At 35.7% G+C, this 26,781-nt stretch carries 22 protein-coding genes; 6 read left to right on the top strand and 16 right to left on the bottom strand.

Features of this window, described 5'->3' with window-relative positions; genetic code table 11:
- Positions 1-3: 3 nt before the first annotated feature.
- Both BUB95_RS12855 and BUB95_RS12850 read left to right on the top strand, forming a co-directional pair.
- The gene (locus BUB95_RS12855) at positions 4-1,197 is read left to right on the top strand and encodes a DegT/DnrJ/EryC1/StrS family aminotransferase (protein WP_073087101.1); all 1,194 of its coding nucleotides are present in this window, start codon (positions 4-6) and stop codon (positions 1,195-1,197) included.
- Between the two features lie 103 nt (positions 1,198-1,300).
- Complete coding sequence (locus tag BUB95_RS12850; protein WP_073087099.1) at positions 1,301-2,887, top strand: family 16 glycosylhydrolase; 1,587 nt, start codon at positions 1,301-1,303, stop codon at positions 2,885-2,887.
- Here BUB95_RS12850 and ribB read toward each other — a convergent pair.
- The 8 genes from ribB to pheT form a co-directional block, all read right to left on the bottom strand.
- Positions 2,881-4,029 carry a 3,4-dihydroxy-2-butanone-4-phosphate synthase gene (gene ribB, locus BUB95_RS12845; protein ID WP_073087097.1) on the bottom strand — a complete coding sequence of 383 codons (1,149 nt, stop codon included), beginning with the start codon at positions 4,027-4,029 and terminating at the stop codon, positions 2,881-2,883. The two genes, BUB95_RS12850 and ribB, sit on opposite strands and share 7 nt — an antisense overlap.
- Before the next feature lie 31 nt (positions 4,030-4,060).
- Positions 4,061-6,046 (bottom strand): LptF/LptG family permease, encoded by a 1,986-nt coding sequence (locus tag BUB95_RS12840; protein ID WP_083573381.1) that lies wholly within the window; start codon positions 6,044-6,046, stop codon positions 4,061-4,063.
- Positions 6,047-6,049: 3 nt separating this feature from the next.
- Entirely contained in the window at positions 6,050-6,685 is a 636-nt protein-coding gene (locus BUB95_RS12835) for an outer membrane lipoprotein periplasmic chaperone LolA1 (protein WP_073087095.1), read from the bottom strand.
- A gap of 27 nt (positions 6,686-6,712) precedes the next feature.
- Positions 6,713-9,136 carry an FtsK/SpoIIIE family DNA translocase gene (locus BUB95_RS12830; protein WP_073087094.1) on the bottom strand — a complete coding sequence of 808 codons (2,424 nt, stop codon included), beginning with the start codon at positions 9,134-9,136 and terminating at the stop codon, positions 6,713-6,715.
- A gap of 136 nt (positions 9,137-9,272) precedes the next feature.
- Positions 9,273-9,650 (bottom strand): diacylglycerol kinase family protein, encoded by a 378-nt coding sequence (locus BUB95_RS12825; RefSeq protein WP_073087092.1) that lies wholly within the window; start codon positions 9,648-9,650, stop codon positions 9,273-9,275.
- A 1-nt stretch (position 9,651) separates the two neighbouring features.
- On the bottom strand, positions 9,652-10,152 hold the full coding sequence (gene tpx / locus BUB95_RS12820; protein WP_073087090.1) for a thiol peroxidase: 501 nt from the start codon (positions 10,150-10,152) through the stop codon (positions 9,652-9,654).
- A gap of 90 nt (positions 10,153-10,242) precedes the next feature.
- Positions 10,243-11,094 carry a phosphatase PAP2 family protein gene (locus tag BUB95_RS12815; protein ID WP_073087088.1) on the bottom strand — a complete coding sequence of 284 codons (852 nt, stop codon included), beginning with the start codon at positions 11,092-11,094 and terminating at the stop codon, positions 10,243-10,245.
- A 2-nt stretch (positions 11,095-11,096) separates the two neighbouring features.
- Complete coding sequence (pheT, locus tag BUB95_RS12810) at positions 11,097-13,523, bottom strand: phenylalanine--tRNA ligase subunit beta (RefSeq protein WP_073087086.1); 2,427 nt, start codon at positions 13,521-13,523, stop codon at positions 11,097-11,099.
- 196 nt (positions 13,524-13,719) lie between these two features.
- Here pheT and BUB95_RS12805 point away from each other — a divergent pair, with 196 nt between their 5' ends.
- A complete protein-coding gene (locus BUB95_RS12805; protein ID WP_073087084.1) occupies positions 13,720-14,940 on the top strand; it encodes a peroxiredoxin family protein in 1,221 nt (406 codons plus the stop codon).
- Between the two features lie 148 nt (positions 14,941-15,088).
- On the opposite strand, the gene BUB95_RS12800 is transcribed toward BUB95_RS12805, so the two are convergent.
- From BUB95_RS12800 to miaE, 5 genes are all read right to left on the bottom strand, one after another.
- Entirely contained in the window at positions 15,089-15,523 is a 435-nt protein-coding gene (locus BUB95_RS12800) for a hypothetical protein (protein ID WP_073087082.1), read from the bottom strand.
- A gap of 6 nt (positions 15,524-15,529) precedes the next feature.
- Positions 15,530-15,997, bottom strand: a complete 468-nt coding sequence (locus BUB95_RS12795; protein WP_073087080.1) for a helix-turn-helix domain-containing protein — start codon at positions 15,995-15,997, stop codon at positions 15,530-15,532.
- A 1-nt stretch (position 15,998) separates the two neighbouring features.
- Entirely contained in the window at positions 15,999-16,565 is a 567-nt protein-coding gene (locus BUB95_RS12790) for a hypothetical protein (protein ID WP_073087078.1), read from the bottom strand.
- A 240-nt stretch (positions 16,566-16,805) separates the two neighbouring features.
- Positions 16,806-18,200 (bottom strand): short-chain fatty acid transporter, encoded by a 1,395-nt coding sequence (locus BUB95_RS12785; RefSeq protein ID WP_073087076.1) that lies wholly within the window; start codon positions 18,198-18,200, stop codon positions 16,806-16,808.
- Positions 18,201-18,211: 11 nt separating this feature from the next.
- The gene (gene miaE / locus BUB95_RS12780; protein WP_073087074.1) at positions 18,212-18,793 is read right to left on the bottom strand and encodes a MiaE family protein; all 582 of its coding nucleotides are present in this window, start codon (positions 18,791-18,793) and stop codon (positions 18,212-18,214) included.
- A 164-nt stretch (positions 18,794-18,957) separates the two neighbouring features.
- Between miaE and BUB95_RS12775 the strand changes: the two genes are divergently transcribed.
- Positions 18,958-20,046, top strand: coding sequence for a DUF2911 domain-containing protein (locus BUB95_RS12775; protein ID WP_073087072.1), 1,089 nt, complete (start codon positions 18,958-18,960; stop codon positions 20,044-20,046).
- Between the two features lie 75 nt (positions 20,047-20,121).
- On the opposite strand, the gene BUB95_RS12770 is transcribed toward BUB95_RS12775, so the two are convergent.
- Together BUB95_RS12770 and BUB95_RS12765 are read right to left on the bottom strand one after the other, a co-directional pair.
- Positions 20,122-20,619 (bottom strand): ClbS/DfsB family four-helix bundle protein, encoded by a 498-nt coding sequence (locus tag BUB95_RS12770; protein ID WP_073087070.1) that lies wholly within the window; start codon positions 20,617-20,619, stop codon positions 20,122-20,124.
- A 74-nt stretch (positions 20,620-20,693) separates the two neighbouring features.
- Complete coding sequence (locus tag BUB95_RS12765) at positions 20,694-23,255, bottom strand: DUF559 domain-containing protein (protein ID WP_073087068.1); 2,562 nt, start codon at positions 23,253-23,255, stop codon at positions 20,694-20,696.
- A 129-nt stretch (positions 23,256-23,384) separates the two neighbouring features.
- Here BUB95_RS12765 and BUB95_RS12760 point away from each other — a divergent pair, with 129 nt between their 5' ends.
- Both BUB95_RS12760 and BUB95_RS12755 read left to right on the top strand, forming a co-directional pair.
- Entirely contained in the window at positions 23,385-25,376 is a 1,992-nt protein-coding gene (locus BUB95_RS12760; protein ID WP_073087066.1) for a M1 family metallopeptidase, read from the top strand.
- Entirely contained in the window at positions 25,376-26,257 is an 882-nt protein-coding gene (locus BUB95_RS12755; RefSeq protein WP_073087064.1) for a patatin-like phospholipase family protein, read from the top strand. The genes BUB95_RS12760 and BUB95_RS12755 overlap by 1 nt, the downstream gene beginning before the upstream one ends.
- Here BUB95_RS12755 and BUB95_RS12750 read toward each other — a convergent pair whose 3' ends face one another.
- A complete protein-coding gene (locus tag BUB95_RS12750) occupies positions 26,258-26,779 on the bottom strand; it encodes a DUF7935 family protein (protein ID WP_073087062.1) in 522 nt (173 codons plus the stop codon).
- Between the last annotated feature and the right edge of the window lie 2 nt (positions 26,780-26,781).

Below are 26,781 nucleotides of genomic sequence, written 5' to 3'. Positions count from 1 at the left end.
ATTATGCCAGGATTTGAGTTATTTGGTGATGCAGAACGCAATAGCGTTAAAGATGTGTTGGATAACGGTGTGCTAATGCGTTACGGTTTTGACGGTATGCGTAATGGCCATTGGAAAGCAAAAGAGCTTGAAAGAGAACTTCAAAATACTTTTAAAACTAATTATGTACAATTAGTTTCAAGTGGAACAGCTGCTGTCTCTGTGGCTCTAGCTTCAGCAGGAGTTGGAGCAGGAGATGAGGTGATTATGCCAACATTTACGTTTGTGGCAAGTTTTGAAGCTATTATGATGCTTGGTGCTATTCCTATATTAGTAGATATTGATAGCACATTAACCCTAGACCCAAAAGCGGTTGAGAAGGCGATTACACCAAAGACTAAAGCTGTCATGGTGGTTCAAATGTGCGGAAGTATGGGTAATATGGATGTGCTTAAATCTATTTGCGATACGCATAATTTAGTTTTTGTGGAAGACGCATGTCAAGCTATTGGCGGAACTTACAATGGTAAGCCGTTAGGTAGTATTGCAGATGTGGGTTGCTTTTCGTTTGACTTTGTAAAGACGATTACCTGTGGAGAAGGTGGTGCGGTTGTTACAAACAATAGCGCATATTATCTTCACGCTGACCATTACAGTGACCATGGCCACGACCATGTTGGTAATGATAGAGGTGCTGAGTCCCATCCGTTTTTAGGATATAATTTCAGAATTTCAGAATTACACGCAGCTGTAGGTTTGGCTCAGGTAAAGCGTTTACCAGAGTTTCTAGATATACAAAGACGAAATTTTGATATCATAAGGGCAGAATTAAGTCAAATTCCAGAGGTTGAATTTAGGACTGTTCCTGAAGGCGGAGTTGAGAGTTGTGCTTTCCTAAACTTCTTTTTACCAGATTTAGAAACAGCTCGCAATGTCTCTAAGGCTTTTAAATCTAATAGTATTGATGCATGTTTTCATTATTACGATAACAATTGGCATTACATTAGAAAATGGGACCACTTAAAGAACTTAAAATCATTATTCCCAATTACCGAAGAAGTTAAGAACGGTCTCAAATATTTAGAAACAACAACTTTTAAGCAATCAGATAATTACATCGCTAGAAATCTATCTTGCCTTATAAAATTGTCTTGGACCGAAGATGAAGTAAAAGAAAGAGCCAAAAAAATGGCTGAGCTTATTAAAGTCAATCTATAGCTTTCATAATTTACAATTTCTACTATCGGTGTTGTGTTAATGTATGGGTTATTTAATTGCTCCATCAATTTTTGAAACTTAATTTTGGTAAAATTGAAATTTTATGAGTCGAAGACTTACCTACATTCTTTTTTTTCTCTGTACAGCACAAGTCTTGTTTTCTCAACAATTACCTTTAGATTTTTCAGATAATAATGATGTATTTATTGGTTTTAGTGGAAGTGATTTTGCTTTTCGTACTGTAGCACCATCTAGTGATGTTAATAGAGGTGGGCAATTTAATAATAATGGTCTAAATGCTAGTCAAGGGTTTTATATAGATTTGGCACAACCTATTACTATAAATAGCGATAACAAACTATTCACTTTAAAATTTTATGCTTTTGATCCTCTTGACCATAATATTCTTTTAAAACTAGAGGATGATAATAACACAGATGTGCAAGTAAAAGTCAATTTTAGTGTGCCTTCACCTTCTGATTGGATAACTGTGAATTTTGACTTTTCTGATGCAGTAGATAGTTCCGATGGAACTTCTCCTGTAGATATAGCTGGAAATTATTCAAGAATTACATTATTTATTGATGAAGGCTTAAGCGCTGCTGGTACGTATATCATAGATGATATTTCTAACGGTGACACACCGCCACCGCCACCAAACCCTAATGAGATTGATGTTGAGTATACTGATTTAGTGTGGTTTGATGAATTTGATGGTACAAATGGTGCAATTGATTCAAACAAATGGTTTCACCAAACACAATTACCAGCCGGAGGGAACTGGTTTAACGGGGAAGAGCAGCATTATACTAATCGTACAGAAAATTCTAGAGTTGAAAATGGTTTTTTAATCATAACTGCAAAAAAAGAATCATTTACTGATCAAGGGTATACCAAGCAATATACCTCTGCAAGACTTAATTCAAAGTTTGCGTTCACTTACGGAAGAGTAGATGTTAGGGCGCGACTTCCTTTTGGTCAAGGAACGTGGCCAGCTATCTGGACTTTAGGTAAAAATATAAATGAAGATGGCGCTTATTGGGATAACGAAGGTTTTGGGTCAACTTCTTGGCCAGCTTGCGGAGAAATTGATATTATGGAGCATGGATTACATGCTTTAAATGAAGTTAGTGTAGCTTTGCATACACCTTCTAGTTTTGGAGCAACTATTAATACTGAAACACAACTATTAGCTGATGTGGCAAATGACTTTCATGTTTATTCAATGAATTGGTCTCCAGACAAGATTGTTTTTTTAATTGATGATATTCCTTTTTATTCTTATAATCCTTCGGATAAAAACGCTTCAAATTGGCCTTTTACTCAGGATCAGTATCTGTTGTTAAACATCGCCATGGGAGGAGTTGCTGGTTCTATAGATTCTAGTTTTACAGAAAGCTCAATGACTATAGATTATGTAAGGGTTTATCAAAATTCAGTATTGAATACCTCAGTCTATGATATTAATACTAAGTTTAAGGTTTATCCAAATCCTGCAACCAGTTTGGTATCCGTTTCATCTTTATTACCAATAGATAGACTTCAATTATATAATACATTGGGGCAATTAGTTATTGAAACCTTTGGTACTTCATCTATGGATATAACTTTTATGAAGAAAGGTGTTTATATCTTAAAAATTACATCTGGTAATTTAGTAATCAATGAAAAGTTACTAATTAATCAGTAATTTACGTACGCTGTTATTTCTAAACCATAACCAATCATACCTACACGTTTGGTTTGCTCACTATTAGAAATCAATTGAATCTTACTAATATTTAAATCATGAAGGATTTGGGCGCCAATGCCAAAATCTTTACTATCCATAGCTATACGAGGTGCCTTAGCAATCTCTCCAGCATTTTGATTCTCCTTTAGAACCGAAAGTCTATTAAGTAGATTTGTAGATTGATTTTGCTGGTTTATAAATACAATGGCACCTTTTCCAGCCTTGTTAATTACATTAAACATATCATCTAGCTTCTGGTCCGCATTATTGGTGAGTGTCCCCAAAATGTCATTGTTCACTAGAGTTGAGTTAATTCTAGTTAATACTTCGTCACCAGAGTTCCAGCTTCCTTTTGTTAGAGCTATATGTATTTGATTATTGGTTGTTTGTTCATAAGCACGAAGTCTATATCTACCAAAACGTGTTTCGATATCAAAATCTTCTTTCTTTTCAATCAAAGAATCATGCTCCATACGGTAAGCCACCAAATCTTCAATAGAAACAATTTTTAAATCGAACTTTTTAGCAACTTCTGTAAGCTGTGGTAGACGTGCCATGGTACCGTCTTCATTCATAATTTCAACAATACAACCTGCAGGTTCAAAACCAGCCAAGCGCGCAAAGTCTATAGCAGCCTCTGTGTGGCCAGTTCTTCTTAATACGCCACCTTCTTTAGCAACTAATGGAAAAATATGTCCAGGACGTGCTAATTCAAAAGGTTTTGTGTCTCTTTCTACTAAGGCTTTTACGGTTTTAGCACGGTCACTGGCAGAGATACCCGTTGTTACACCATTACCACGTAAATCTACTGAAACTGTAAACGCAGTTTCCATGGGGTCCGTGTTATTACGCACCATCATATTTAACTCGAGCTCTTTGCAACGTTGCTCAGTTAGAGGCGTACAAATAAGTCCACGTCCGTGAGTGGCCATGAAATTTATCATTTCTGGAGTAACCGTTTCTGCAGCAGCTAAAAAGTCACCTTCGTTTTCCCTATTTTCATCATCAACAACAATAATTACTTTACCTTGACGGATATCTTCAATAGCTTCCTCGATAGTATTTAATACAATTTTTGTGCTCACGGTTTCTGCAATCATGACTTACCTTTTTGATTTTGCAAAGATAAGTTTATTTTATTTGGTAAAGACAACTTAAATGGAAGTCTTCTTTAATTCTAGATTTAAGAATAAAATATTTAATTGGATAGAAAGGTAGACTTAAAAGAATTAAAAAGGGATTGACTCTTTTTTTCGTTTGTCCAATAGATTTATAGAATTTTGAATAATATACGGATGATACAATTACGTATAACGCATAAATACTAAATGAAATAAAACTAAGCAGCTTTGCAATCTCGGCTAACTCAGGAAGTTTATTGTTTTTAAAGACAAAATGAAGGATTAATAAAATGGCTCCGATACTAAAAGTAACCAAATTAGTTGTCGAGTAATCTAGATAATCTTTGAGTTCTGTCTTTGCTTTTTTAATATTTTCTGGAATTGTTAATCCTTTTTCTTCCAAATCATTTAAAGTCACTTTTCTATCAGATAAGTGTTGAAGCGCAATTTGTTTTGGTTTTTTGTCTAAATCGTATTCACCTTGATTTTTTACGATTCCCACCAATTCATCTATACTGTACTTATTATAATAACTATAGGATTGTATAGCTTTAATATCATTAAGCTCTGATTTAGACTTGAAAGCAAAGAACTTTTTGAGTGGTACAGTTATTACATCGAGATTTATTAATCCTTTGTCATTTGTTGCGCGATGGGTTAAGTATATACTTAATGGTAGCATAATTAACGTGGATAACCATGTGCCAAATGCTGGATCTATAGAATCTGTTTTTGCATTGTTTTTAATGAATATACCTATAAAGTGATAGGTTAAAAATAGGAGTATAGCAATAACCATTGGCAGCCCAATACCTCCTTTTCTTATTAATGCACCTAGTGGGGCACCGACAAAAAACAAAATAATACATGCAAAGCCTAATGAATATTTTTCATGTAAGGCAATAATGTGTTTATTGCGATTCGAGGTTCTTTGCTTGAAGGTATTCTCATTGGTTTGTAATATTTGTGAGGTACTACTAGCAGTATTAAAGGCTAAACCAATGATTTGAACTTTTGTTTTAGTATTAAAAAGATTCAGAATATTAGCATCGTACATGCTGTCATTTTTTGCTTCAATAGTTGTTTTTAAGTTAGCATAAGTACTACGATTAAATAAACTTGTGGATAAAGCTTCATAATCTTTTTTACGTTCTACAAAAAGTGAATCTATAGTGTAATCTAGCTCATTTACACTTTGCATATTGTACCTATCGTCTGTACTTTTCTCGTCTAAATCTTCTTTTCCTAAATTCCCCAAATCCATATTAATGGTGTAGGATTTAAATTGGCTTTGGGCATGGGGTTTTCGTTTATTAAAGTTTCTCATATCTCGAGAAATCATTTCATCATAGAAATTACCGTTGGTCAATTCTAACTTTAAGATATTAGAATCTTCAGCACTTTTTAGTTCTCCTTTTTCTGCAATTATGGTTGTGTAATTACCACGTTTGAAAGATTTTTTCTGATGGATAATCACCTTATCTAAAAACTCTCCGCGGTCACCACTTTTCTTCTCAACTCTAATGTTAATGTTCCCGATTTCGTTAAACTGACCTTCTGCAATGGCCAGAGCAGGCTTCACTTTGGCAATGTTCCGTCTTAAATTATAGAAATTGTATTCGCCCCATGGAATTACATTATTAGCAAAGAAGAAGCAAGCAATACCAAGACCAACTATGAAAAGTGATAAACTCCGCATAGCGCGCTGTAGCGAGATTCCTGTTGATTTCATTGCTGCAAACTCATAGTTCTCTGCAAAATTTCCAAAGACCATAATAGAAGCAAGTAGCACAGTTAATGGTACAACTAGCGGAATAAGTTTAGGAGAATAGTAAAAAATGAATTTTAGCGTAGTGGCCACATCTAAATCCTTACCAGCAAGCTCAGAGATGTAGAGCCAAAGACCTTGTAAAACAAAAATGAACATAAATATTACAAATATGCTCACAAATGTATTTAGGTAGGTTTTAAGTATGTACCTGTCTAAAATTTTCAAAGTTTAGTCTATTTTATTGATGTAGTAATCTGAGTATTTACTTTCATCAAAAGTAAAAAGGCTTTTTGGTATAGCCTGATTGGTTTTGAAAGAATTAACGGTTAATGTTGTTTTTACGCCACCTTTTCCAACTTCAATCAGATTATAAATATGTTTCGTTGTTGCATCTATGCCTAAAAGCACATGCTTAATTTCAGAATTACTATCAATAGGCGTTAATTTTACATATTGTATTTTTCTACCTTTTACATTCTGAACAATATCCATTTTGTAAGTGTAACCTTCCTCATAAAATGATAACATTTTACTTGGCGTAATTGTACCTTCGTCCTCAGTGTTTTCAGAAGAAATAGTAACTTCTTCATCTTCTGGACTGATGTTGTATAATGTCTTTCCGTCATAGATACGAGTAATACCTAAAACATTCAGTACATACTTTTCATCTTGAATAGTAACATCTCCTTTAGTGACTTGCGAAATATTTTCACTTACGTTATTTAATTCGTATTTAAAATCCACACTGATATTGTCGTAAGCTTTTACTTTTTTACTTACTTCATTTAGTAATGCTTCTGCTTTGTCTTGAGCAAATACACTGGTGGTAATAATTAATGCTAAAAGAATACTTAATTTTTTCATTTCTAATTGTAATAATTTTATTGTCTTTTACTGACTTTCGTTTGCTAATAATTGTTCAAGAGCTACTAAATCCGTGACTAGTACTTGTCTTGCTTTACTGCCTTCAAAACCACCAACAATTCCAGCGGCTTCTAATTGGTCGATAAGCCTACCGGCTCTATTGTACCCCAATTTCAACTTTCGTTGAAGGAGTGATGCTGATCCTTGTTGCGCTGTGACTATGATTTCTGCAGCTTCTTTAAACAATTTATCTCTATCTGCAATGTCTATATCAAGATTTGTGCCACCTTCTTCGCCAACATATTCTGGTAACATGTAAGCGTCTGGATAGGCTTTTTGAGAGCCAATAAATTCAGTAATACGTTCTACTTCTGGCGTGTCTACAAATGCACATTGAATACGTATTAAATCATTACCCTGTGTGTATAGCATGTCACCACGACCAATCAACTGGTCTGCACCAGCACCATCTAAAATGGTACGCGAATCTATTTTGGAGGTGACTCTAAATGCAATACGTGCTGGGAAATTCGCTTTAATAATACCCGTAATCACATTAACCGATGGACGTTGCGTTGCAATAATTAAATGTATACCAATGGCACGTGCGAGTTGTGCTAAACGCGCTATAGGTGTTTCCACTTCTTTACCCGCAGTCATAATTAAATCCGCAAACTCATCAACGACTAACACGATATAAGGTAAAAATTGATGCCCATCATTTGGGTTGAGTTTACGCTCTTTAAATTTCTTATTGTATTCGGCAATATTTCTACAAAATGCATTTTTAAGTAACTCGTAGCGGTTATCCATTTCAATACATAGTGAATTTAAAGTGTTTATCACCTTTGTATTGTCTGTTATAATGGCATCTTCGCTATCTGGAAGTTTAGCTAGATAATGACGCTCAATTTTATTGAATAAGGTTAATTCTACCTTTTTCGGGTCGACTAAAACAAATTTTACTTCAGCTGGATGCTTTTTGTAGAGTAGAGAAGTCAATACTGCATTCAATCCTACAGATTTACCTTGTCCTGTTGCACCAGCCATCAATAGATGTGGCATTTTAGCTAAATCTACAACCATAGTTTCGTTACTTATGGTTTTTCCTAGAGCAATAGGTAACTGCATTTTGGACGATTGAAACTTCTTAGAAGCTATTGCCGAATGCATAGAAACAATTGTCGCTTTTTTGTTTGGCACTTCAATACCAATAGTACCTTTCCCTGGGATTGGTGCAATAATTCTGATTCCTAAAGCTGAAAGCGAGAGAGCGATATCATCTTCAAGATTTTTAATTTTTGAAATTCTTATACCAGCTTCTGGAACAATTTCATAGAGTGTGACTGTAGGTCCAATTGTTGCCGATATACTCGTGATGCCAATTTTGTAGTTGTTTAAGGTTTCTACAATTCGGTTTTTATTTTCTTCAAGTTCGTCTTGGTCTATAGAAATACCTTCGTTATCGTACTTTTTTAATAAGTCTAATGTTGGAAACTGAAAATTACTCAACTCTAAAGTCGGGTCAAATTGTCCAAAATCTTCAACGAGCTTATCTGCTAGATTATCAGTTTCAGATTTTTCTTCTTTAGCCACTTCAACTTGCATTTCAACTTCCGGTTCAGGGTCTTTTATAACAACCTCGATTTCTTTCTTAGGTTCTGCTTTAGGTGCAGGCTGTTCTTTTTCAAGTTTTGAATGGTTAGAAATGGTAGGTTCTAAATTTTCAAGCGGAATCTCAAAAGCAGACTTAATAGATTCTGCTTCTTCAGAAAGACTATTGTCAATTGGAACAACATCATCCGCGGCTGCTGTGTTTTCTTCAGAACCAAAATCTTTTTTGAGGTCAGATTTCGCACTTTTAAATAGATTCACGAAAGTATCGCCTGTCATATTAAAACGAATTGCCAAATAGACGATGAGCCCAAAAGCGAGTAGGAGCGCAGTTCCAATTTTACCAATATAATCTTGAAAAAAATGATTCATCTCATAACCAATAACGCCGCCAAGTATGTCATATTTGTGCGTAAAGAAGCCTAGAAAAATAGATAACCATATCACAATCAATGTTCCCCAAATCCAATGCTTACGAAGCTTAGATAGTTTTAGATTTAAAGTAATATAGACACCAGAAAGAAATAGCAAACCAGAAAATATAAATGAAGGAATACCGAAACCTTTTGTAATAAACCATTCGCTTAGCTTTGCTCCAAATTGGCTTGCCCAATTTTTGGCTTCTACTTGCCTAGAAGGAAACTCGGCTAAGATGCTTTGGTCTTCTTTACCAGTAAACAAAAAGGAAACAAAAGAAATAAAAAGCAAAATCCCCAAAATAATAAGCAAACTACCCAATATCAGTTTTTGCTGATTAGAGATTTTAAAAGACGGTTTTTTAAACGTCTTTTTTGATGTTTTGGTTGTTTTTTTGCTAGTAGTCTTCCGTTTTGCCATGTATTGTAAACAAAGCCTGAGGAGCACCCAGACTTAAGCTGATTGAATTGCGATTTAGTTATTAAATCAAAAATACAAATTAGTAACGTTTATCCTAACGGTTTTGGTATTATTGCTAAGAGGTTATTAACAGTTTTTAACCTAAGATTTTCGGCACATAAATTATTCCAGCTACAATAATAGCTGCTATGGATGCAATAAATACTGCTCCAGCACCTATGTCTTTAATTAAGCCAATTTTTGGATGATGTTCTGGGTGAATAAAATCCGCCATGTATTCTATAGCCGTATTTGCACCTTCGACGCTCATGACCATAGCAATCATCACAATTTGAATAAGCCATTCCGTTGTAGAGATATTAAAATATATCCCTGCAATGGTAACTATTGTGGCAATAATCAATTGAAGTTTAATACTATTTTCGGTTTTGATTAAAACCATAAGACCCTTAGAGGCATATCCAACGCTCTTAAGACGATTAACTCCAAAAGATTCTTTATTTCGGTTTGGCATATTAGCTCAATGCATTTAAAGCCGCTTCGTAATTTGGTTCTTCACCAGTTTCTGAAACTTGCTCGGTATGTAATATGGTGCCATCGGTATCCACAACTACAACAGCTCTAGAAAGTAAACTTTCAAATACTGAGTCTTTAAAAGTAACGCCGTAGGTTTGTCCAAATTCTCCTGTTTTATAATCCGAAAGATTTTCGACATTATTTAAACCTTCAGCGCCACAAAAGCGAGCCATAGCAAATGGTAAGTCTTTAGAAATGCAAAGTACTTTAGTGTTGTTTAGACTACTTGCTTTTTCATTAAAAGTTCTGATAGATTGTGCGCAAACACCAGTGTCTACACTCGGAAATATATTTAAAACCAATTTTGTACCTGCATAATCAGATAAAGACTTGTCTGCTAAATCTGTATTTGTTAGTTTAAAATCTGGTGCTTTTGTTCCTGTTTGTGGTAGGTTTCCAACCGTTGTTGCTGGGTTTCCTCCTAAAGTTATGTTGGCCATGTTTATTGTGTTTTGTTAAATGTTAAAATTAACAAATATACCGTGTTGAAATGTGAAGAAAATGATAATGTTTGTGGCGAATACTTTTTTTTAAAAAACACCAACCACACCAATCTGATTTGCTCCAAATCTTAAATTCCAAGAAATTTGTTTTTCTTTTTTTGGTAAGCCATAAGCATCTTGCTTATTTAGAAATTTGTCAATGGCATCAACAACAAAAATACTTACCGCCGTACTAAACGCAATATCACTAAGCCAATGTGCATCGTCTACCAATCTTGATATTGGCGGAATAGCACCAACAGTGTAAATGCCTACTTTCACCCAAGGATTTTCAAATTGTTTGGCAATAGAATGTGCCATAGTTACAGATAAAATGGTATGTCCAGAAGGAAAAGAGGTATAGCCTACATCGTTAGCAAAAGGATTAAAAGTTAAATGCCCTTCGTTACGTCCTGGTCGAGCTCTACCAATAGCATTTTTGGTAAAGGTTTGTATAAGTCCTGTGGTAATTGAAGATGAAATAATAAGGACACTTGTTTTACGTACTTTTTCATTTTTGGTAATAAGTCCAAATCCATAAAGACCTGCATTGGCCATAAAATAGTTTTGTGGACTTCCAAAATACCAACCAAAATCACGGACTACAGTTGGGAAATCTTCTGCGTTACTCTGAAAAACGCGTCTAACTTCTCTGTCTGCTAAAGTCAACGACGCTGTACCGCCAATTAAAATACCGAGTTTAGCAAAGTCATCGCCTTTCCAATGTAGAGGTCTTGTAAAGGAATGTCCAACACTTTTTAAAGTGTACTTGGTGTCTTGCTTTACCATTTGCCAAAGATTTTGTGCACTGTCTTTAGCAGTTAAATTTAATTGTTGCGCATGCGACAAACCCATACTAGCGACAAGTACGAAAGTGATAAAGAAAGACTTAAATTGCATAGTTACCTTAATTCTGCTCCAAGCTTGGTCTCAAAATTAGATTGAAGCTTACTCATGATTTTGTCAATCTGCTTATCGTTAAGCGTTTTGTGTTCATCTTGAAGTGTAAAACTTACCGCGTAACTCTTCTTGCCAGCAGGTAAATTCTTTCCCTCGTAAACATCAAATAGATTGACATTTTTAAGCAATTGCTTTTCAGTTTGCTTGGCTATGGTATAGATATCATCAAACGACACACTATTGTCTATTAATAAAGCAAAATCACGACGCACTTCAGGATACTTCGGAATGGCTTTAAACTTAATAGAATTATGTTGCCCCATTTCTATAACATTATCCCAATTAAAATCTGCAAAAAGCACAGGCTGAGAAATTCCAAAATGTTTTAATACTGATTTTTTAATGAGCCCAAAATCTACCAACTTTTTCTTACCTAATGAGAGTGATACACCTTCACTTAAAAGGTCTGTTTTAGTAGGAGCAGACTTTAATCTGTTTAAGCCCAAACGTTGTAAAATAGTTTCTACAGTTCCTTTCATATAGAAAAAGTCACTTGGCGTTACAGCTGAGTTCCAACGTTCTTCAGTTTTATTTCCTGTAACAAATAAGGATAAGTGCTTGTATTCTTCTCTGTTCTCAGAATATTGGTGGTACGTTTTACCGAATTCAAACAGTTTTAAATCACTACGTTTTCTATTGATGTTGTATGCCACTGCTTCTAATCCTGAAAATAATAATGACTGACGCATAACACCCAAATCATTACTAAGTGGATTAAGCATCTCTACATTATTATCGGATTTTAATTGTTCACTTAACTCCACATATTTTGGAGTAGTTAATGAATTAGCCATGATTTCGAAGAAACCTTGCGATGCCAATTGATTGCCAATGATATTTTGAATTTTATAGTCTTCAAAACGTGTGGAATTAGATATAGATGCGTTTAGTTTTTCAGTTGTACCCACATTATTGTAGCCATATACTCGAAGAATTTCTTCGATAATATCTGCTTCACGTTGTACATCGTTTCTGTAAGCAGGTACCGTAAGACCTAAACCAGTTTCTGTGACATTATTAACTTTAATGTCAAGAGAGGTCAAGATACTTTTTATAGTTTCTCTTGGGATTTCTTCACCAATTAATTTCTTAGCATTGTCGAAGCTTAAACGCACTTGAAAATCTTCAATCTTATTAATATAAGTATCGGAAATATCACTAGAAATTTCACCACCAGCAATCTCAGTAATTAATAAAGCGGCACGTTTTAGTGCATATTCTGTAATATTTGGATCGATGCCACGCTCAAAACGGAAAGAGGCATCTGTATTTAGTGCATGACGCTTAGCGGTTTTACGAATACTTACAGGATTAAAGTAAGCACTTTCTAAAAAGATACTCGTTGTACCTTCTGTAACTCCAGAATTTAGTCCTCCAAATACACCAGCAATACAAAGCGGTTTTTCGGCATCACAAATCATTAAATCATCTTCGTGTAATTCGCGTTCAACCTCGTCTAGTGTTGTAAATTTTGTTCCAGCAGCACAGGTTTTGACTTCAATTTTATTTCCTGATATTTTGTTAGCATCAAACGCGTGTAGCGGTTGACCAAGTTCATGTAAGACATAATTGGTGATGTCTACCACATTATTAATTGGTGCTAAGCCAATAGACTTTAAGCGGTGTTGTAACCAACTTGGTGAGTCATCTACTTTAATACCAGAAATGGTAACACCACAATAACGCGGCGCTCTTTCTTTATCTTGTACATCTACATCAATTTTAAGCGATCGTGCATCAACATGATACGAACTTACCGATGGTGTAATTAATTCTAATTTCACATCTTTTTGTAATAATCCAGCTTTTAAATCACGAGCCACACCGTAATGACTCATAGCATCCGCACGGTTTGGTGTCAACCCAATTTCGAAAATAGCATCGTTTTCAATTTCAAATACGTCTGCAGCTGGAGTTCCTACTTTCAAGCTAGTATCTAAGACCATAATGCCGTCATGAGATTCGCCGAGACCAAGCTCATCTTCGGCACATATCATTCCGTGGCTTTCTTCACCACGAATCTTACCTTTTTTTATTTTCCAAGCTTCACCTTCAGCAGTGTAGAGTGTAGTTCCTATAGTCGCAACTGGTACTTTTTGTCCAGCAGCAACATTTGGCGCTCCACAGACAATTTGTACAGGAGCTTCTTCACCAATATTTACGGTAGTTACTTTTAGTCGGTCTGCATTTGGGTGTTGCTTACAAGTCAATACCTCACCAACAACGATGCCTTTAAGACCTCCTTTTACAGATTCGTAAGTGTCTATGCCTTCTATTTCAAGACCCAAGTCTGTAAGTAATTCGCCTGTTTTATCTGCGTCCCAATCTATTTTGATAAACTGCTTTAACCAGTTGTATGAAATCTTCATAATGTCAAAAATATAAGGGACAAAGATAATAATACTTGTAGGTTAATGAAATATACGCCAATTAAAATTTGATAGATGATTAAACATGAATTCTCAATTTTTAACGCAAATACAAAAACCTGTAGCATATCCAAGACTTTGCTTTTTTTTGTAAGGTATTTGTTGTTATTTCGAACTTTAATACAAACTTATTCTAATGCGATACCTATCTCTATTTATAGTTGCTTTATTACTCACGTCTTGTAAAAACGAAGAAACGCCACAAACCCTTAAAAACGGAAGCTATAGAGCGGTTTTAGAAGTACAGGACAAGCAAGGGTTACCGTTTATTTTTAGAGTAACTTCTCCAACAACGCTTAAGATTTTTAATGCTGAAGAAGTGATTGAGGTCGATGAGGTCGAATACCGTAACGACTCTATTTTTATCACCGCACCTGTATTTGAAGGCTATTTTGCTGCTACGTTTGATGGCGACAATCTTAGAGGACAATTCATTCAAGAAAGTTTAGACAGAATTGTACCGTTTACCGCAACCTATAACAATGATGTGCGTTTTGCCAAACATCCAAAAAGCCCAACATCGACTTCTGTAGATGGCGTTTGGGAAGCCGTGTTTAGCCAAGGTATTGAAGGCGACGAGTATATTGCCAAAGGTATTTTTGAGCAGGTCGAGCATTTTGTGTATGGTACGTTTAGAACTACTACTGGCGATTACCGCTATCTCGAAGGGATTATGGATAATAACATCCTAAAACTCTCCACCTTTGATGGCGCACATGCCTTTTTATTTACCGCAAAAGTGACCGACTCTACTATGGAAGGCCAGTTTTACTCGGGTAACCATTGGAAAGAGCCCTTTGTAGCTAAGCGCAACCCTGATTACGAATTGCCAAGTGCAGATAGCCTCACCTTTTTAAAAGACGGCTATGATAGTATAGATTTTACATTCCCTAATGCTAAAGGCGAGATGGTAAGCCTTAAAGACCAGCGTTTTAAAGACAAAGTGGTTGTGGTGCAAATTATGGGAACTTGGTGCCCAAACTGTTTGGATGAAAGTAAGTACTATGCCGACTTTTATACCAAAAACAAAGACAAAGACCTAGAAATTATTGCCTTGGCGTTTGAGTCTGCCAAAACCGAAGAGAAAGCCTTTAACCGTATTGAGCGCTTAACTTCTAAGATTGGAATAGACTACCCCGTTTTATTAGCGCAATATGGTACCTACGATAAAGAGAAAGCGGCTGAAAAACTACCCATGCTTAACCATGTATTGTCGTATCCAACCTCAATTTTTATAGACAAAATAGGAAAAGTACGTAAAATACACACAGGCTTTAATGGCCCAGCCACAGGTGAAAAATATACCGAGTTTAAAACAGAATTTGAAAGCTTTATTGCAGAGTTGTTGGCGGAGTAGGGTTTGTGTCGCTTATCGGTTTTGTGTATGAGTCTTTGCGGAAAATCATAGCTGATTTTCCGCAGTAACCGAAAGATAGTAAATTGCAATGAATTCCAATTAGGAACTTCGGTCGTAATGAATTATAGCCATTGTTATACACTGGCTTTTAAAAATTAAAAATAACGTCTTCTTCTAACATATTTTGGACATCAATTGTCGGTAAGAGATATTCATTAAATGGAGTTCCTTCTGTCTTGGCATGTAAAATTCCTCTAGCAGAACCAATTGTCAACACAGCAAAATGAACTGCAAGACCTTTTGCTATAAGGTAAGTTTTATTATCTTGTTTCATTTTATTTAAGAAGTCATTTTTTTCTATTTCGAATAGTCCTTGAACTTCTAAAACAAGAAATGGTTGATCCTTTTTTTTCTCAAAAGAAAAGCGAGTATTACAAGTCACTGTATGATCGTCAATATCTAAACCAAATCCTAAACCAGTCATTAAATTTGTATCACCAGTTTTTTTGTAGGCTTTCTCAATAATTGCAAAAGACATAGTTTTTAATCCTATAAAAGCAAAACCTAATTTATTATATGTCATAGCTTTTTAAATTTGTTTGGCTGTGTAGTTGTATGGGTCTAAGTTTTCCATATTTGGTTGTAAAACGGGATTTCTTTTTACTATCTTTTCAGAGGTTAATTCTTCCTCAATGGTCCTGTATTTGCGTTTATGAACAATTTGCATTGAATATTGAATAATAGCTGAATTAGTCCTGTTACTTGACTTTATTTTTGGGGATGAAATATCAACTCCTAAAGCATCGGCAATCTTATCTATTGTTTCGAATGTTAAATTCGCTTTAGCACGTAGAATTTTATTTACCTGTTGAGCACTTACATCCATTCTATTAGCTAAATCTATTTGTTTGATTTTATGTAAATCCATATAATCCAACAACTCTAGTGCGAATGCTTGAGCTCTTGTAATATTTCTCCTGTTGGAACGATCTTTTTTAGCTCGTTCTTTCCATTTAGTTGCTGTTTTTGTAACTACTTTGTTTAGGTTTTTTTCCATTTTATAATTCGGTAGAGTCTGTGATGTTTTCTTGTTTTAGCCATGACTTTAAATAAGTCATTTTATCTAATTCCAATATTAAAGGTTCTGTATCCATCTTATCGACTAATTTAATACCAGCGCCTGTGATTACAATAGCACTGTTACCAACTCGCACTCCATATAGTCTTAATAAAGATCCGTGGTCATAAGTGTACATTTTTTTTCTTCCAGGGTCATCATATCTTTCAGATTTTGATAATTCAACAAATTCATCGAACAAAGTTTCAAAACAATCACCGTTTTGAGATTTTTCACTTATTTCATCTAATTTATCAAACAAATCACCAGCTTCTTGAAGAATTTCATTTGTTAAAAATGCCAAGCTATGATTTTTATATGCACCTTGTTTCCAACCCGATTTAGAAGATTTAATAAAATTCCGTACAAACAAGGGGTCTTGAAGTTGATCCTGTATTTTATCCAGTTCTGTTTCATGCTCTGTTGGTGTTTGATAAAACGAACAATTATCAAAGTTTGCAATGTAAACTCCTTGATACTGTTTGTCAAATGTACGGAAAATTATCATAAAATCAACCTGAAGGTTTATTTTTGTGCCAAAATTAACACATATGTATTTTCAAAAGCAAATCATTAATTAAAACTTATTAACATAAATTGACTATTATTTAACGTGTAAATGTGTTAATTTAAGCTTGTGTACAACATTAAAATAAGATTAGCTATAATTGAATATATCGATTGATAAGCTAAGTTAGACTTTTTAACCTATACCAGTCAATACGTAAAACTACGTAATTTTAAAAGTCTATAAAGGCAGGTAAGTAACGAGTAGCGATTGCACCAAAAACAGCGCCACAAAAGGGATAAAGAGGTAACCCACCACATCGCGGGCTTGTATTTTTATATTTTTACCCATCACAGGAAAAACGATTAAAAGGAAAAACGGCTGTAACAAATTGCTTAAACTTTCGCCATAAGCTACAGACATAGATGCGCGTGCGGTCATGGCAATAATTTCGGTTTGTGAGAGGTTAGCGCCTAACTCTTGTACCATGTTAATAATACTTGGGCCAATCACAGCAAACTCACCACCAGCTGATGGTATAGCAAAATTAATAACGCCACCAGTTAGGTAAGAGATAAAGGCATATGATTTTGGCGTGGCAATTGTTACCAACGCATCACTTATTAAAGCGCCCAAACCAGAAGCCATCATAATGCCCATAATCCCTGCGTAAAACGGATATTGGAACAAGATACCAGAGATATTGCTACTGGCACGTTTCATGGCTATACTGTAACGCATGGGTGTGATGTGCAATAGCATCCCAGCGATTAAAAAGATAAAAATCATGATATTAAAATTGAGGTCAAACCCATTTTTAATAAAATGATAAACAATGTATATAACGCCCAGTAACGCCACACTTAGTTGTAGCCAACCCGCATTGTTCAAGGCATCAGACACGGCTTTAAATGGGAGTTTGTACGACAAGGCTTCGTCTTTTACAGAGCTGTCTTCCGTTTCAGTAGTGTTAGTTAAATCTTTTAATTCTTTACCTTTAGCAGACTTTGGGATTAACAAATACATGAGTAATGGCGACACAATAACAAAGAGTACAATCATAGCAATGTTTAGTGTGGAGCCTAAACTGTAACTTGTGGAAATGGTCTGGTCTAGAATGCCGCTTTCTATTAAAAAGTTGTTGTCCGTATTTAATAACAAGGCAATAGAACTCGATAAGCCGCAAACCCAACCATTAAACGAAAAGTACACGCAAGCCACTAAAAACGGGTAGTGGATACCTTTTATTCGCAAGGCTAACTCACGTCCTAAAATGGCAGTAATTACGACCATACCAAAGCTGATAAGCGATAATAAGGCGCCTAAAGCAATAACGGTTAGGTACACTTGTGTTGGCGTTTTAATCACCAAAGCTAATTTGTCAATCCCTTGTTTTACAGGACTGGACTGCGCAATACAATACGCGGTAATAATAATTAATACAATTTGCATCCCAAAGGCGAGGAGTTTCCAAAACCCATCGTACCAGCCTTCTAAAACGGTTATCGGTTTAGCATCTGTGAGTGTGAGTGCTAAAATACCTGTGATTAGCGTGAGCAATAAAGCAAATACATAAGCGCTTGGCATGTATTTGGTAAAACCGTCCGTAAATTTTTGGCCTAGTTTGGTGAGCATCTATTAAAAGTTTACCCGTGAATAGTTTCGGATTTACCGTAGCTTTTTATGATTTCGCCTTCAAACTCTACGAGTTCTTTCCAGCGTTTTTCTACATCGATACCTTTTCCGTATTTTCTAGCAAAAGTGATAAACACGGTGTAATGTCCGGCTTCGCTGACCATTAAATCGTAATAGAATTTAGACAGTTCTGGGTCGCTAATACGTTGGGATAACAGTTTAAAACGTTCGCAGCTACGTGCTTCTATCATTGCAGAGAATAACAAGCGGTCTACCATACTTTGTAGTTTGTTTCCGCCACGATTCATAAATCGGAATAATTGATTAACGTAATGGTCTTTTCGCTTTGGACCTAAAGTATAACCGCGTTTTTTAATAATCTCATGCACCATCTGAAAATGCTCTAGTTCTTCTTTGGCCAATTCTAAAAGTTTAGTGACTAAATCTTCATATTCGCTATTATGTGTAATTATGGTAATGGCGTTTGTAGCGGCCTTTTGCTCGCACCAAGCATGGTCAACAAGGATTTCTTCAATATTCGATTCAACAATGTTTACCCATCGCGGGTCAGTTTCTAATTTTAGGTGCAGCATGGACATAAACGTGATTTAAGAATTCAAAGATAATTAGTTTTTTGGCGATTCTTAAGGTTTAGTTAATTAACAACCTCCAAGAGTTCTTTAACATCTTCCTAACAGGAGGACTTTCAAGATTGGTATAATTTGGCAGTACTACTAATCAAAAACCAATATAAAAAATGAGAACTACGATTACTTCTTTTGTAATGTGTTTGCTTCTTTGTACCTCGTTTACATTACAGGCACAATTAAATACACCGCGTGGTAGCCAAATGGCATCAGTAATGCAGCGTATTGGCACAACAGATGTTACCATTACCTATTCTAGACCTAGTGTGAGAGACCGAGAAGTCTGGGGGAAATTAGTGCCTTTTGGACTTAACGATTTTGGTTTCGGAACCTCTAAAGCCGCGCCTTGGCGTGCTGGAGCTAATGAAAATACCCTAATTACGTTTACCCACGATGCCAAAGTTGAAGGTAAAGCTATAACAGCAGGAACTTACGGACTGCATATCAATGTTAAGGATGCTGATAATGCAACCCTAATTTTATCTAAGGATACTGAGGCTTGGGGAAGTTATTTCTACGACCCATCCAATGACGCTTTACGCGTGGATGTAAAACTAAAAGATATACCACATACAGAGCTATTAACCTATGCTTTTGATCAGGTTGGCGCCGATTACGCTGTTGCCGAGCTGCAATGGGAAAAGAAGGCTATTCCTTTTAAAATTGAAGTTGATGTGCGTTCTATTGTTACTGAAGACTTGAGGTCTAAACTAACAGGGCAAAATGCGTTTATTAGTCAGCATTGGGAGCAGGCTGCAAACTGGTTGTTGAATAATGATGGTGATTTAGATGAAGCTTTGGCGTGGATAAATAAAGGTTTAGAAGGTCAGTTTTTTAGTCAGAAAACCTTCAATGGCCTTGTAATTAAAGCCAATATTTTAAACAAAAAAGGCGACTCAGAAGGTTTTGGAAGCACCTTAGACGAGGCTTTTGCAATGTCTAATCCAAATCAAATCAATAGGCTAGGTTATTTGGCGTTACAATCGAACGACTATAATCGTGCAATTCAATACTTTAATTCTAATGTGAAAAATTCGCCTGACAGTGCGAATTGGCATGGTAGTTTAGCTGATGCTTATAAAGCAAAAGGCGATAAAAAATTAGCGATTAAGCATTACAAGAAGGCTTTATCTCTAAATCCTAATGCTAGAGTAAAAGCTAGAGTAGAAAAAGGATTAAAAGAGGTAACGGCCTCATAATTATTTCATCACTCATCAAAACACGAGTAATTATGTTTTGGAGGCCTGGTAATGGTTGGTGGCCAGGCCTTTTTTTTATTTAAAGGCTTTTTTAATTAGTTTAAGCGCCCAATCGTAATGACTCGATGTCGCAGAAACAAAGTAACTTCCCATTGATGTAGAGCCTGTCCATTTGTAACGTTTTTTCTCAAAAAGTTCCTCGTTTGAATGTTTACTGATAATTTTTTGGACTTGCTGATAGCTTTCAAAAAGTAATGATTTTGCCTCGTCTAATGTAGTGGCGTCATAATGATTAAATATCCACCGATTTAATTCTGGTGTTGTTTTCCAGGTATAGCCTTTTGCGGGCATGTCTGGTTTTTCGCCTTTCATACCAACGTCGTACCACTGTAATATCATAGTATGCCAGTGGTGTAGATGCGCCAAAACATCTCGTATATTTCGGTTCATAGTACCTGCAGGGAATTCTTGGTGTTGTAAGTCAGTACTTAAGTCATTGATATAAGTCATCAATTTTTTGAAGTTTTCTTGACTAAGTTCAATTAATTCAGATTTAGATTTTGGACGTGGCATTTTGCTAAGTATTTCTTAGCTTAAAGTTAGGAAGTCTCTCCCTTAAAAACGCTGATAAGCGTCATGTATACTGTTTAAGATATGTAGTTCCAGATATTCTTGTATCTGCTCATCTCTCTATATGTATTGAGAATACTTTTATGCTCCGGTAAACCCAAAGGAGGGTCAGCATTTAATACTTTTTTAGCGTGGTATCTAGCTTCTTGTAAGATATCTTTATCCTTTACCACATCTGCAATTCTCAGATTAAGAACACCGCTTTGCTGTGTGCCCATAATATCACCAGGACCACGTAGTCTTAAATCTACTTCAGCAATTTCAAAACCATCATTAGAGCGTACCATCGTTTCTAGTCGGGTTTTACTGTCATTACTCAATTTGTGGCTGGTCATCAAAATACAATAACTCTGTTCGGCTCCACGACCGACGCGTCCACGAAGCTGGTGTAATTGCGATAAACCAAAACGTTCGGCACTTTCTATAATCATTACAGAAGCATTTGGGACGTTAACACCAACCTCAATAACCGTAGTGGCTACCATAATCTGAGTTTCACCTTTGGCAAAACGTTGCATTTCGTAATCTTTGTCGGCAGGCTTCATTTTGCCGTGAACAATAGAAATCTGGTAATCCGGCATCGGAAACTCTCTAGAAATACTCTCGTAACCGTCCATTAAATCTTTATAATCCATTTTCTCACTTTCTTGTATCAATGGATATACGACGTAGATTTGACGGCCTTTTGCGATTTCGTCTCTTATAAAACGAAACACTTTAAGTCTATTGTTGTCATATCGATGGACCGTTTTTACAGGTTTTCGACCAGCAGGTAATTCATCTATGACGGAGATGTCCAAATCGCCATAAACAGACATCGCCAAGGTCCTTGGAATTGGTGTTGCTGTCATCACTAAAATGTGGGGTGGGATAGAAGCCCCCTTATTTTCCCCCAAAGGTGGAATTTTACTCAGTGTTCTGGAGATTTTGTCTAATACTGAATTGATATTTCCAATAACTTCTTCATTAGTAAAGCGAATGACTTTAAACCCTAAATCTTTGAGTATAGCAGTACGAATTTCATCCACTTCTTTTTGCTGAATACTGTTGTGGTAACCGCCATCAACTTCGATAACTAAGTTTTTTTCTAAACAAACAAAATCAACTATAAATTCATCAATAATGTGTTGACGTCTAAATTTGAAATCTAAATTTTTTCCTCTTAAACATTCCCATAAAATACGCTCTGCTTCAGTACTATTTTTTTTGTTTTCCTGTTGTAATTCTTTCATCAACTTGTATGTTGATGGTCGCGCCGTCATATATTTTTTGAGCACGTTTTTAGCTTCCTCCCTTTGGGAGGATTGAGGAGGGCTTTGAGAATTTTTTTTTGGTCCTTTCTTCCACAATTTACTTCGTTGCGCCACTCCAAAACGATGCTGCTCATCTATAATAGCAAGGCCCAAATTTTTGAATTTCACCTTATCTTCAAGTAGGGCATGAGTACCAACTAAGATTTGCAAATTGCCATTTTCAAGATTTTCTTGGATTTCTCTTCGTTTTGAAGTTTTAGTTGAACCAGTTAATATTTCTATACTGATATTCAATGGTTTACATAATTCTAATAATCCATTGTAGTGTTGGACTGACAAAATTTCAGTCGGCGCCATTAAACAGCATTGAAAACCGTTGTCAAGCCCCATGAGCATTGACATAAAGGCAACTATTGTCTTTCCGGAACCTACATCACCTTGTAAAAGCCGATTCATCTGTGCATTGCTACCTAAATCTAATCGGATTTCTTTCAAAACACGTTTCTGTGCATTGGTTAAATCGAAGGGTAAATGCTCATTGAAAAAGGTGTTGAAATACGTTCCGACTTTATCGAATTTTAGACCTTTAATTTTTGATTTGTGAATCAGATTTTTGAGAATTAATTGCAATTGGATATAGAACAATTCTTCAAATTTCAACCTGAATTTTGCTCTTGCTAAAAGCTCTGGTGTTTTAGGAAAATGAATGTTAAACAGTGCCTCAGATTTAGAGAGTAATTTTAAATCTTTTAGAATGTAATCTGGAAGCGTTTCTACAAATCGGCCTTTAGTTTCTAAAAACAATTGCTGCATTATTTTTGAAACCACTTTATTTGTCACGCCTTTATTAGATAGTTTTTCTGTTGACGGATAAATGGCTTGCATGGATGAGCGTAAGTTTTTTTCGTGCTCAGATAACAGTTCTGTTTCTGGATGCGGCATACTGTATCTGCCATTAAACCAGTTAGTACGCCCAAAAATAACATAAGGTTTGCCAATTTTTAAACTCTCTCGTATCCACTTTTGTCCGCGAAACCAAACCAGTTCCATCATGCCGCTATCGTCTTTAAAGTCGGCCACTAGGCGTTTACCACGTTTTTGGGCAACTTCTCTAAATCCTGTAATAACCCCAATAACTTGGACTTCGGCATTGTTGCGTTGTAATTCGTTGATTTTGTAGTAACGTGTACGGTCTATATAGCGGTTAGGAAAAAGATTGAGTAAATCTTGATAGGTTTTTATTCCAAGCTCCGAGCGTAGCAAATCTGCACGATTTGGGCCAACGCCTTTAAGATAGTCGATAGGAGTTTGGAGGTTTACACTCATAAAGCGAATTTACCGATTTCAATTAAAATCTCAATGCGTCACTTCGAGTGTTCTGAAATTTATTTCAGAATGTATCGAGAAGTTGCTTAAATAATTGATTTTGGTCTTATCCTTGTGTAGTTTTACAGCATGAAGAAGTTTTTAGTCATATTTGGTCTTTTGTGTTCGGTGTTTTTGTCTGCGCAGCAAACGGAATATGTGGATTTTAAAAAGTTAGATGCTTTTATCACAATTATTCCAGATTCGTCTAAAGTGAAAGGAAGTTTAACTTACCATTTTGAAATTGTAAAAGATACGGACTCCATTTTCATAGATGCTAAACATATGACATTCAGCGATTATAAGCTCATAGAAAGAGGTGTTCACACGGATGTTGAGATTTTAGACGTAGAGTATGTAAATGATGATAGTCATTTGATTGTCCGTAATAATTTTAAAGAAAACAGGTTGTATGAACTAAGATTCAAATATTCAGCAAAGCCTAAAAAGGCACTTTATTTTTTAAAGCGAAACGAAAAGTGGAATATTTGGACTCAAGGGCAAGGCAAATACACAAGTAATTGGCTACCAAGTTTTGATGATGTGAATGAGAAATTCATTTTTGATTTATCGATGTGGTATTATTCTAGCTATAAAATTACATCGAATGGTATAATAGATTCTGAAATGTATCATCCACATTCTGGAAAAAGACTTATTTCATTTAATATGAAAAATCCGATGTCTAGCTACCTCGTGGCTCTAGCTATTGGTAAATACGATGTAAAAAGAGAAACCTCAAAAAGTGGAATTCCTCTAGAACTATACTATTATCCTGAAGATTCCTTAAAAGTTGAGTCGACCTATCGTTATACCAAGAAAATATTTGATTTTTTAGAGGAAGAAATTGGATTTGCATATCCGTGGCAAAATTACAAGCAAGTGCCTGTTCATGATTTTCTGTATGCAGGAATGGAAAATACGAGCTTAACCATATTCTCTGACGCATTTGTGGTCGATTCTACAGGGTTTAATGATAAAAACTATGTCAACGTTAATGCTCACGAGTTGGCGCATCAGTGGTTTGGTGATTTGGTAACGGCGACTTCTGGCGAGCATCATTGGTTGCAAGAAGGTTTTGCAACGTACTACGCACTTTTGGCAGAGCGCGAAGTGTTTGGTCAAGATTATTTTGATTTTAAACTTTACAATTCAGCACAAGATTTAGCACGACAAGATTTGGCGGGTAGTGGTACGTCGCTTCTCAATCCTAAATCAAGTAGTTTAACCTTTTATCAGCGTGGTGCATGGGTGTTGTATGCCATGCGTGAAAAAGTTGGTGATGCTGTCTTCAAAAAAGCAGTCGTTAATTATTTGAATAAACACCAATTTGCGAATGTGGAAACGTCTGATTTTATTTCTGAAGTTGAAGCGCTTTATGGTCAGTCTCTAAGTGACTTTGTTTCAAAATGGATAAAAGCAGAAGCATTTCTGTTTGAGGATGCGCTAACTTTACTGAGGCGAAATTCTACATTCATTCAAGAATACATCATGGTGTATTGCGAAGCAAATTCGTCTAAATGCGAAGATTATTTAAAGTATTATGTGTCAGACGAGGCTAAGGTTAAGGTGATTTCACAACGGCCAGATTTAGTGTCTAAGGAAACTTTTAAAGAAGGCTTGAAAGTGCGCCAAGCCATTGCGCTATATCTAACTAATATTCCTGCTGAATTAAAAGCGGATTACGAAACGTTGCTAACGGATGATTCTTATGTAACCATCGAGAATGCGCTGTACAATTTGTGGGTCAATTTCCCGACATCACGTTCTCAATATTTATTCAAAACAAAGACTTTTCAAGGCTTTCACGATAAAAACGTGCGCCTGTTGTGGTTGGTGTTACATTTAAATACACCAGAATATCAAACGGATAAAAAACAAGAGATATTTAACGAGTTAAAAAATTATACCAATCCCGAGCATAATTTTGAGCTTAGAATGAATGCTTTCAAGTATTTAGATTTAATAAAAGCTTGTGATGCAGATTGTAAGTCTAATTTAGAGCAAGCAAAGTCTCATCACAACTGGAGAATGGTTAAGTTTGCCAAAGAACTTTTAGAAACACTTAATCAAAAACCATAATGCGTGCATTAGTTATATCGGGAGGCGGAAGTAAAGGCGCGTTTGCTGGTGGTGTAGCGCAGTATCTCATGGAGCGCGAAAACCGAGAGTACGATATGTTTTTGGGTACTTCTACAGGTAGTCTATTGGTACCGCATCTGGCTTGTGGTGAAATTGGAAAGCTCTATGATATATTTACTAACGTGCAGCAACATGATATTTTTAGTGTTAGTCCTTTTGTGCAGCGTAAAAAAGGCGACCGTGAATATGTATCAATAGATTTTGTGAATTCCTTGTGGCAATTTATAAAGCGGAAGCGTACGTTTGGTGAAAGCAAAGCATTAAAACGGAATATCCGAAAGAATTTTACACTTGAGGAATTTAATAAAATTCAGAAGGAAAAGCACGATGTTGTAATTACGGTAGCTAATTTGTCTATGAATCGGGTAGAGTACAAATCTATCCAAGAATGTACTTACGAAGAATTTTGTGATTGGATTTGGATTTCCTGTAATTACGTACCATTTATGTCGCTCGCTGTTGTCAACGGTCACGAATATGCCGATGGAGGTTTAGGGAGTGTAATTCCTATACGAGAAGCCATACTTCGTGGTGCGACCGAAGTTGACGCTATAGTTTTAGAAGCTGAAACTATGGATAGGCAAAAAGTCTTGGGTAAAAATCCTTTTTCTTTAATGCTGAATTTGTTTGGGCATCTTTTAGACCAAAACGAAAGAAACGATATTCTTATTGGTAAATTAGCTGCTAAAAATCGAGGTGCAAAACTGAATCTGTATTACACGCCAACGACACTAACAGAGAACTCTTTGATATTTAGTAAGCACTTAATGGAGAAGTGGTGGCAGCAAGGCTATGACTATGCAGAGAAAAAGCATAGCTAACTACCAGAGTTCACTCACTTCATTTTTTATAAACGAAAGACCAGCATTACTAGGTGCAGATTTGTCCATTAAATTAGTAAGAATAACTTCTCTAAGCTTGTCTGCTGAGTCTACTTTTTCACTTAAGCTAGACTTTCTAATCAATTGAATAGTTGCATTTTTTGAAGCATTGATAACATTCCAACATTCATCAGTAATATAAATTTGCTGTGCGAGATTATGCTCAAATTCTTGTTCAATACTTGCTATAAGTAAGTTTTCGTAATCTTCTTTCTTTGAGGAAGTTGGCCTTACTCTAACTACCAATTTATTTGGAGAGATACGTTCTAAAAATAAAGCCATGCGCTCATAGGCTTGTAAGCGTAGTGGTAAAGATTCTTTTTGAGTATTTCTTTGTAGCTGAAAACGTCTTCGTTTGTTTTCATTATCGATATGTCCTTTAAAAAAGTAGTATGCTATTGCTGCGACAATGAATGTTGGTAGTAGGTTGATGAATAATTGTAGGATAGTATCTGAGGTCATAA

Source organism: Winogradskyella jejuensis, assembly GCF_900129745.1.
Lineage (GTDB): Bacteria > Bacteroidota > Bacteroidia > Flavobacteriales > Flavobacteriaceae > Winogradskyella > Winogradskyella jejuensis.
This window is presented reverse-complemented; position numbering and strand designations above follow the sequence as displayed.

What these genes read in the sequence shown, in the direction of transcription:
- BUB95_RS12830 (WP_073087094.1), bottom strand. Translation starts at nt 9,136, where the DNA reads ATGGCAAAACGGAAGACTACTAGCAAAAAAACAACCAAAACATCAAAA.
- BUB95_RS12835 (WP_073087095.1), bottom strand. Translation starts at nt 6,685, where the DNA reads ATGAAAAAATTAAGTATTCTTTTAGCATTAATTATTACCACCAGTGTA.
- ribB (WP_073087097.1), bottom strand. Translation starts at nt 4,029, where the DNA reads ATGATTGCAGAAACCGTGAGCACAAAAATTGTATTAAATACTATCGAG.
- BUB95_RS12765 (WP_073087068.1), bottom strand. Translation starts at nt 23,255, where the DNA reads ATGAGTGTAAACCTCCAAACTCCTATCGACTATCTTAAAGGCGTTGGC.
- BUB95_RS12770 (WP_073087070.1), bottom strand. Translation starts at nt 20,619, where the DNA reads ATGCCACGTCCAAAATCTAAATCTGAATTAATTGAACTTAGTCAAGAA.
- BUB95_RS12750 (WP_073087062.1), bottom strand. Translation starts at nt 26,779, where the DNA reads ATGACCTCAGATACTATCCTACAATTATTCATCAACCTACTACCAACA.
- BUB95_RS12825 (WP_073087092.1), bottom strand. Translation starts at nt 9,650, where the DNA reads ATGCCAAACCGAAATAAAGAATCTTTTGGAGTTAATCGTCTTAAGAGC.
- BUB95_RS12805 (WP_073087084.1), top strand. Translation starts at nt 13,720, where the DNA reads ATGCGATACCTATCTCTATTTATAGTTGCTTTATTACTCACGTCTTGT.
- BUB95_RS12755 (WP_073087064.1), top strand. Translation starts at nt 25,376, where the DNA reads ATGCGTGCATTAGTTATATCGGGAGGCGGAAGTAAAGGCGCGTTTGCT.
- BUB95_RS12815 (WP_073087088.1), bottom strand. Translation starts at nt 11,094, where the DNA reads ATGCAATTTAAGTCTTTCTTTATCACTTTCGTACTTGTCGCTAGTATG.
- BUB95_RS12795 (WP_073087080.1), bottom strand. Translation starts at nt 15,997, where the DNA reads ATGGAAAAAAACCTAAACAAAGTAGTTACAAAAACAGCAACTAAATGG.
- BUB95_RS12790 (WP_073087078.1), bottom strand. Translation starts at nt 16,565, where the DNA reads ATGATAATTTTCCGTACATTTGACAAACAGTATCAAGGAGTTTACATT.
- BUB95_RS12850 (WP_073087099.1), top strand. Translation starts at nt 1,301, where the DNA reads ATGAGTCGAAGACTTACCTACATTCTTTTTTTTCTCTGTACAGCACAA.
- BUB95_RS12855 (WP_073087101.1), top strand. Translation starts at nt 4, where the DNA reads ATGCCAGGATTTGAGTTATTTGGTGATGCAGAACGCAATAGCGTTAAA.
- BUB95_RS12760 (WP_073087066.1), top strand. Translation starts at nt 23,385, where the DNA reads ATGAAGAAGTTTTTAGTCATATTTGGTCTTTTGTGTTCGGTGTTTTTG.
- BUB95_RS12785 (WP_073087076.1), bottom strand. Translation starts at nt 18,200, where the DNA reads ATGCTCACCAAACTAGGCCAAAAATTTACGGACGGTTTTACCAAATAC.
- tpx (WP_073087090.1), bottom strand. Translation starts at nt 10,152, where the DNA reads ATGGCCAACATAACTTTAGGAGGAAACCCAGCAACAACGGTTGGAAAC.
- miaE (WP_073087074.1), bottom strand. Translation starts at nt 18,793, where the DNA reads ATGCTGCACCTAAAATTAGAAACTGACCCGCGATGGGTAAACATTGTT.
- BUB95_RS12775 (WP_073087072.1), top strand. Translation starts at nt 18,958, where the DNA reads ATGAGAACTACGATTACTTCTTTTGTAATGTGTTTGCTTCTTTGTACC.
- pheT (WP_073087086.1), bottom strand. Translation starts at nt 13,523, where the DNA reads ATGAAGATTTCATACAACTGGTTAAAGCAGTTTATCAAAATAGATTGG.
- BUB95_RS12800 (WP_073087082.1), bottom strand. Translation starts at nt 15,523, where the DNA reads ATGACATATAATAAATTAGGTTTTGCTTTTATAGGATTAAAAACTATG.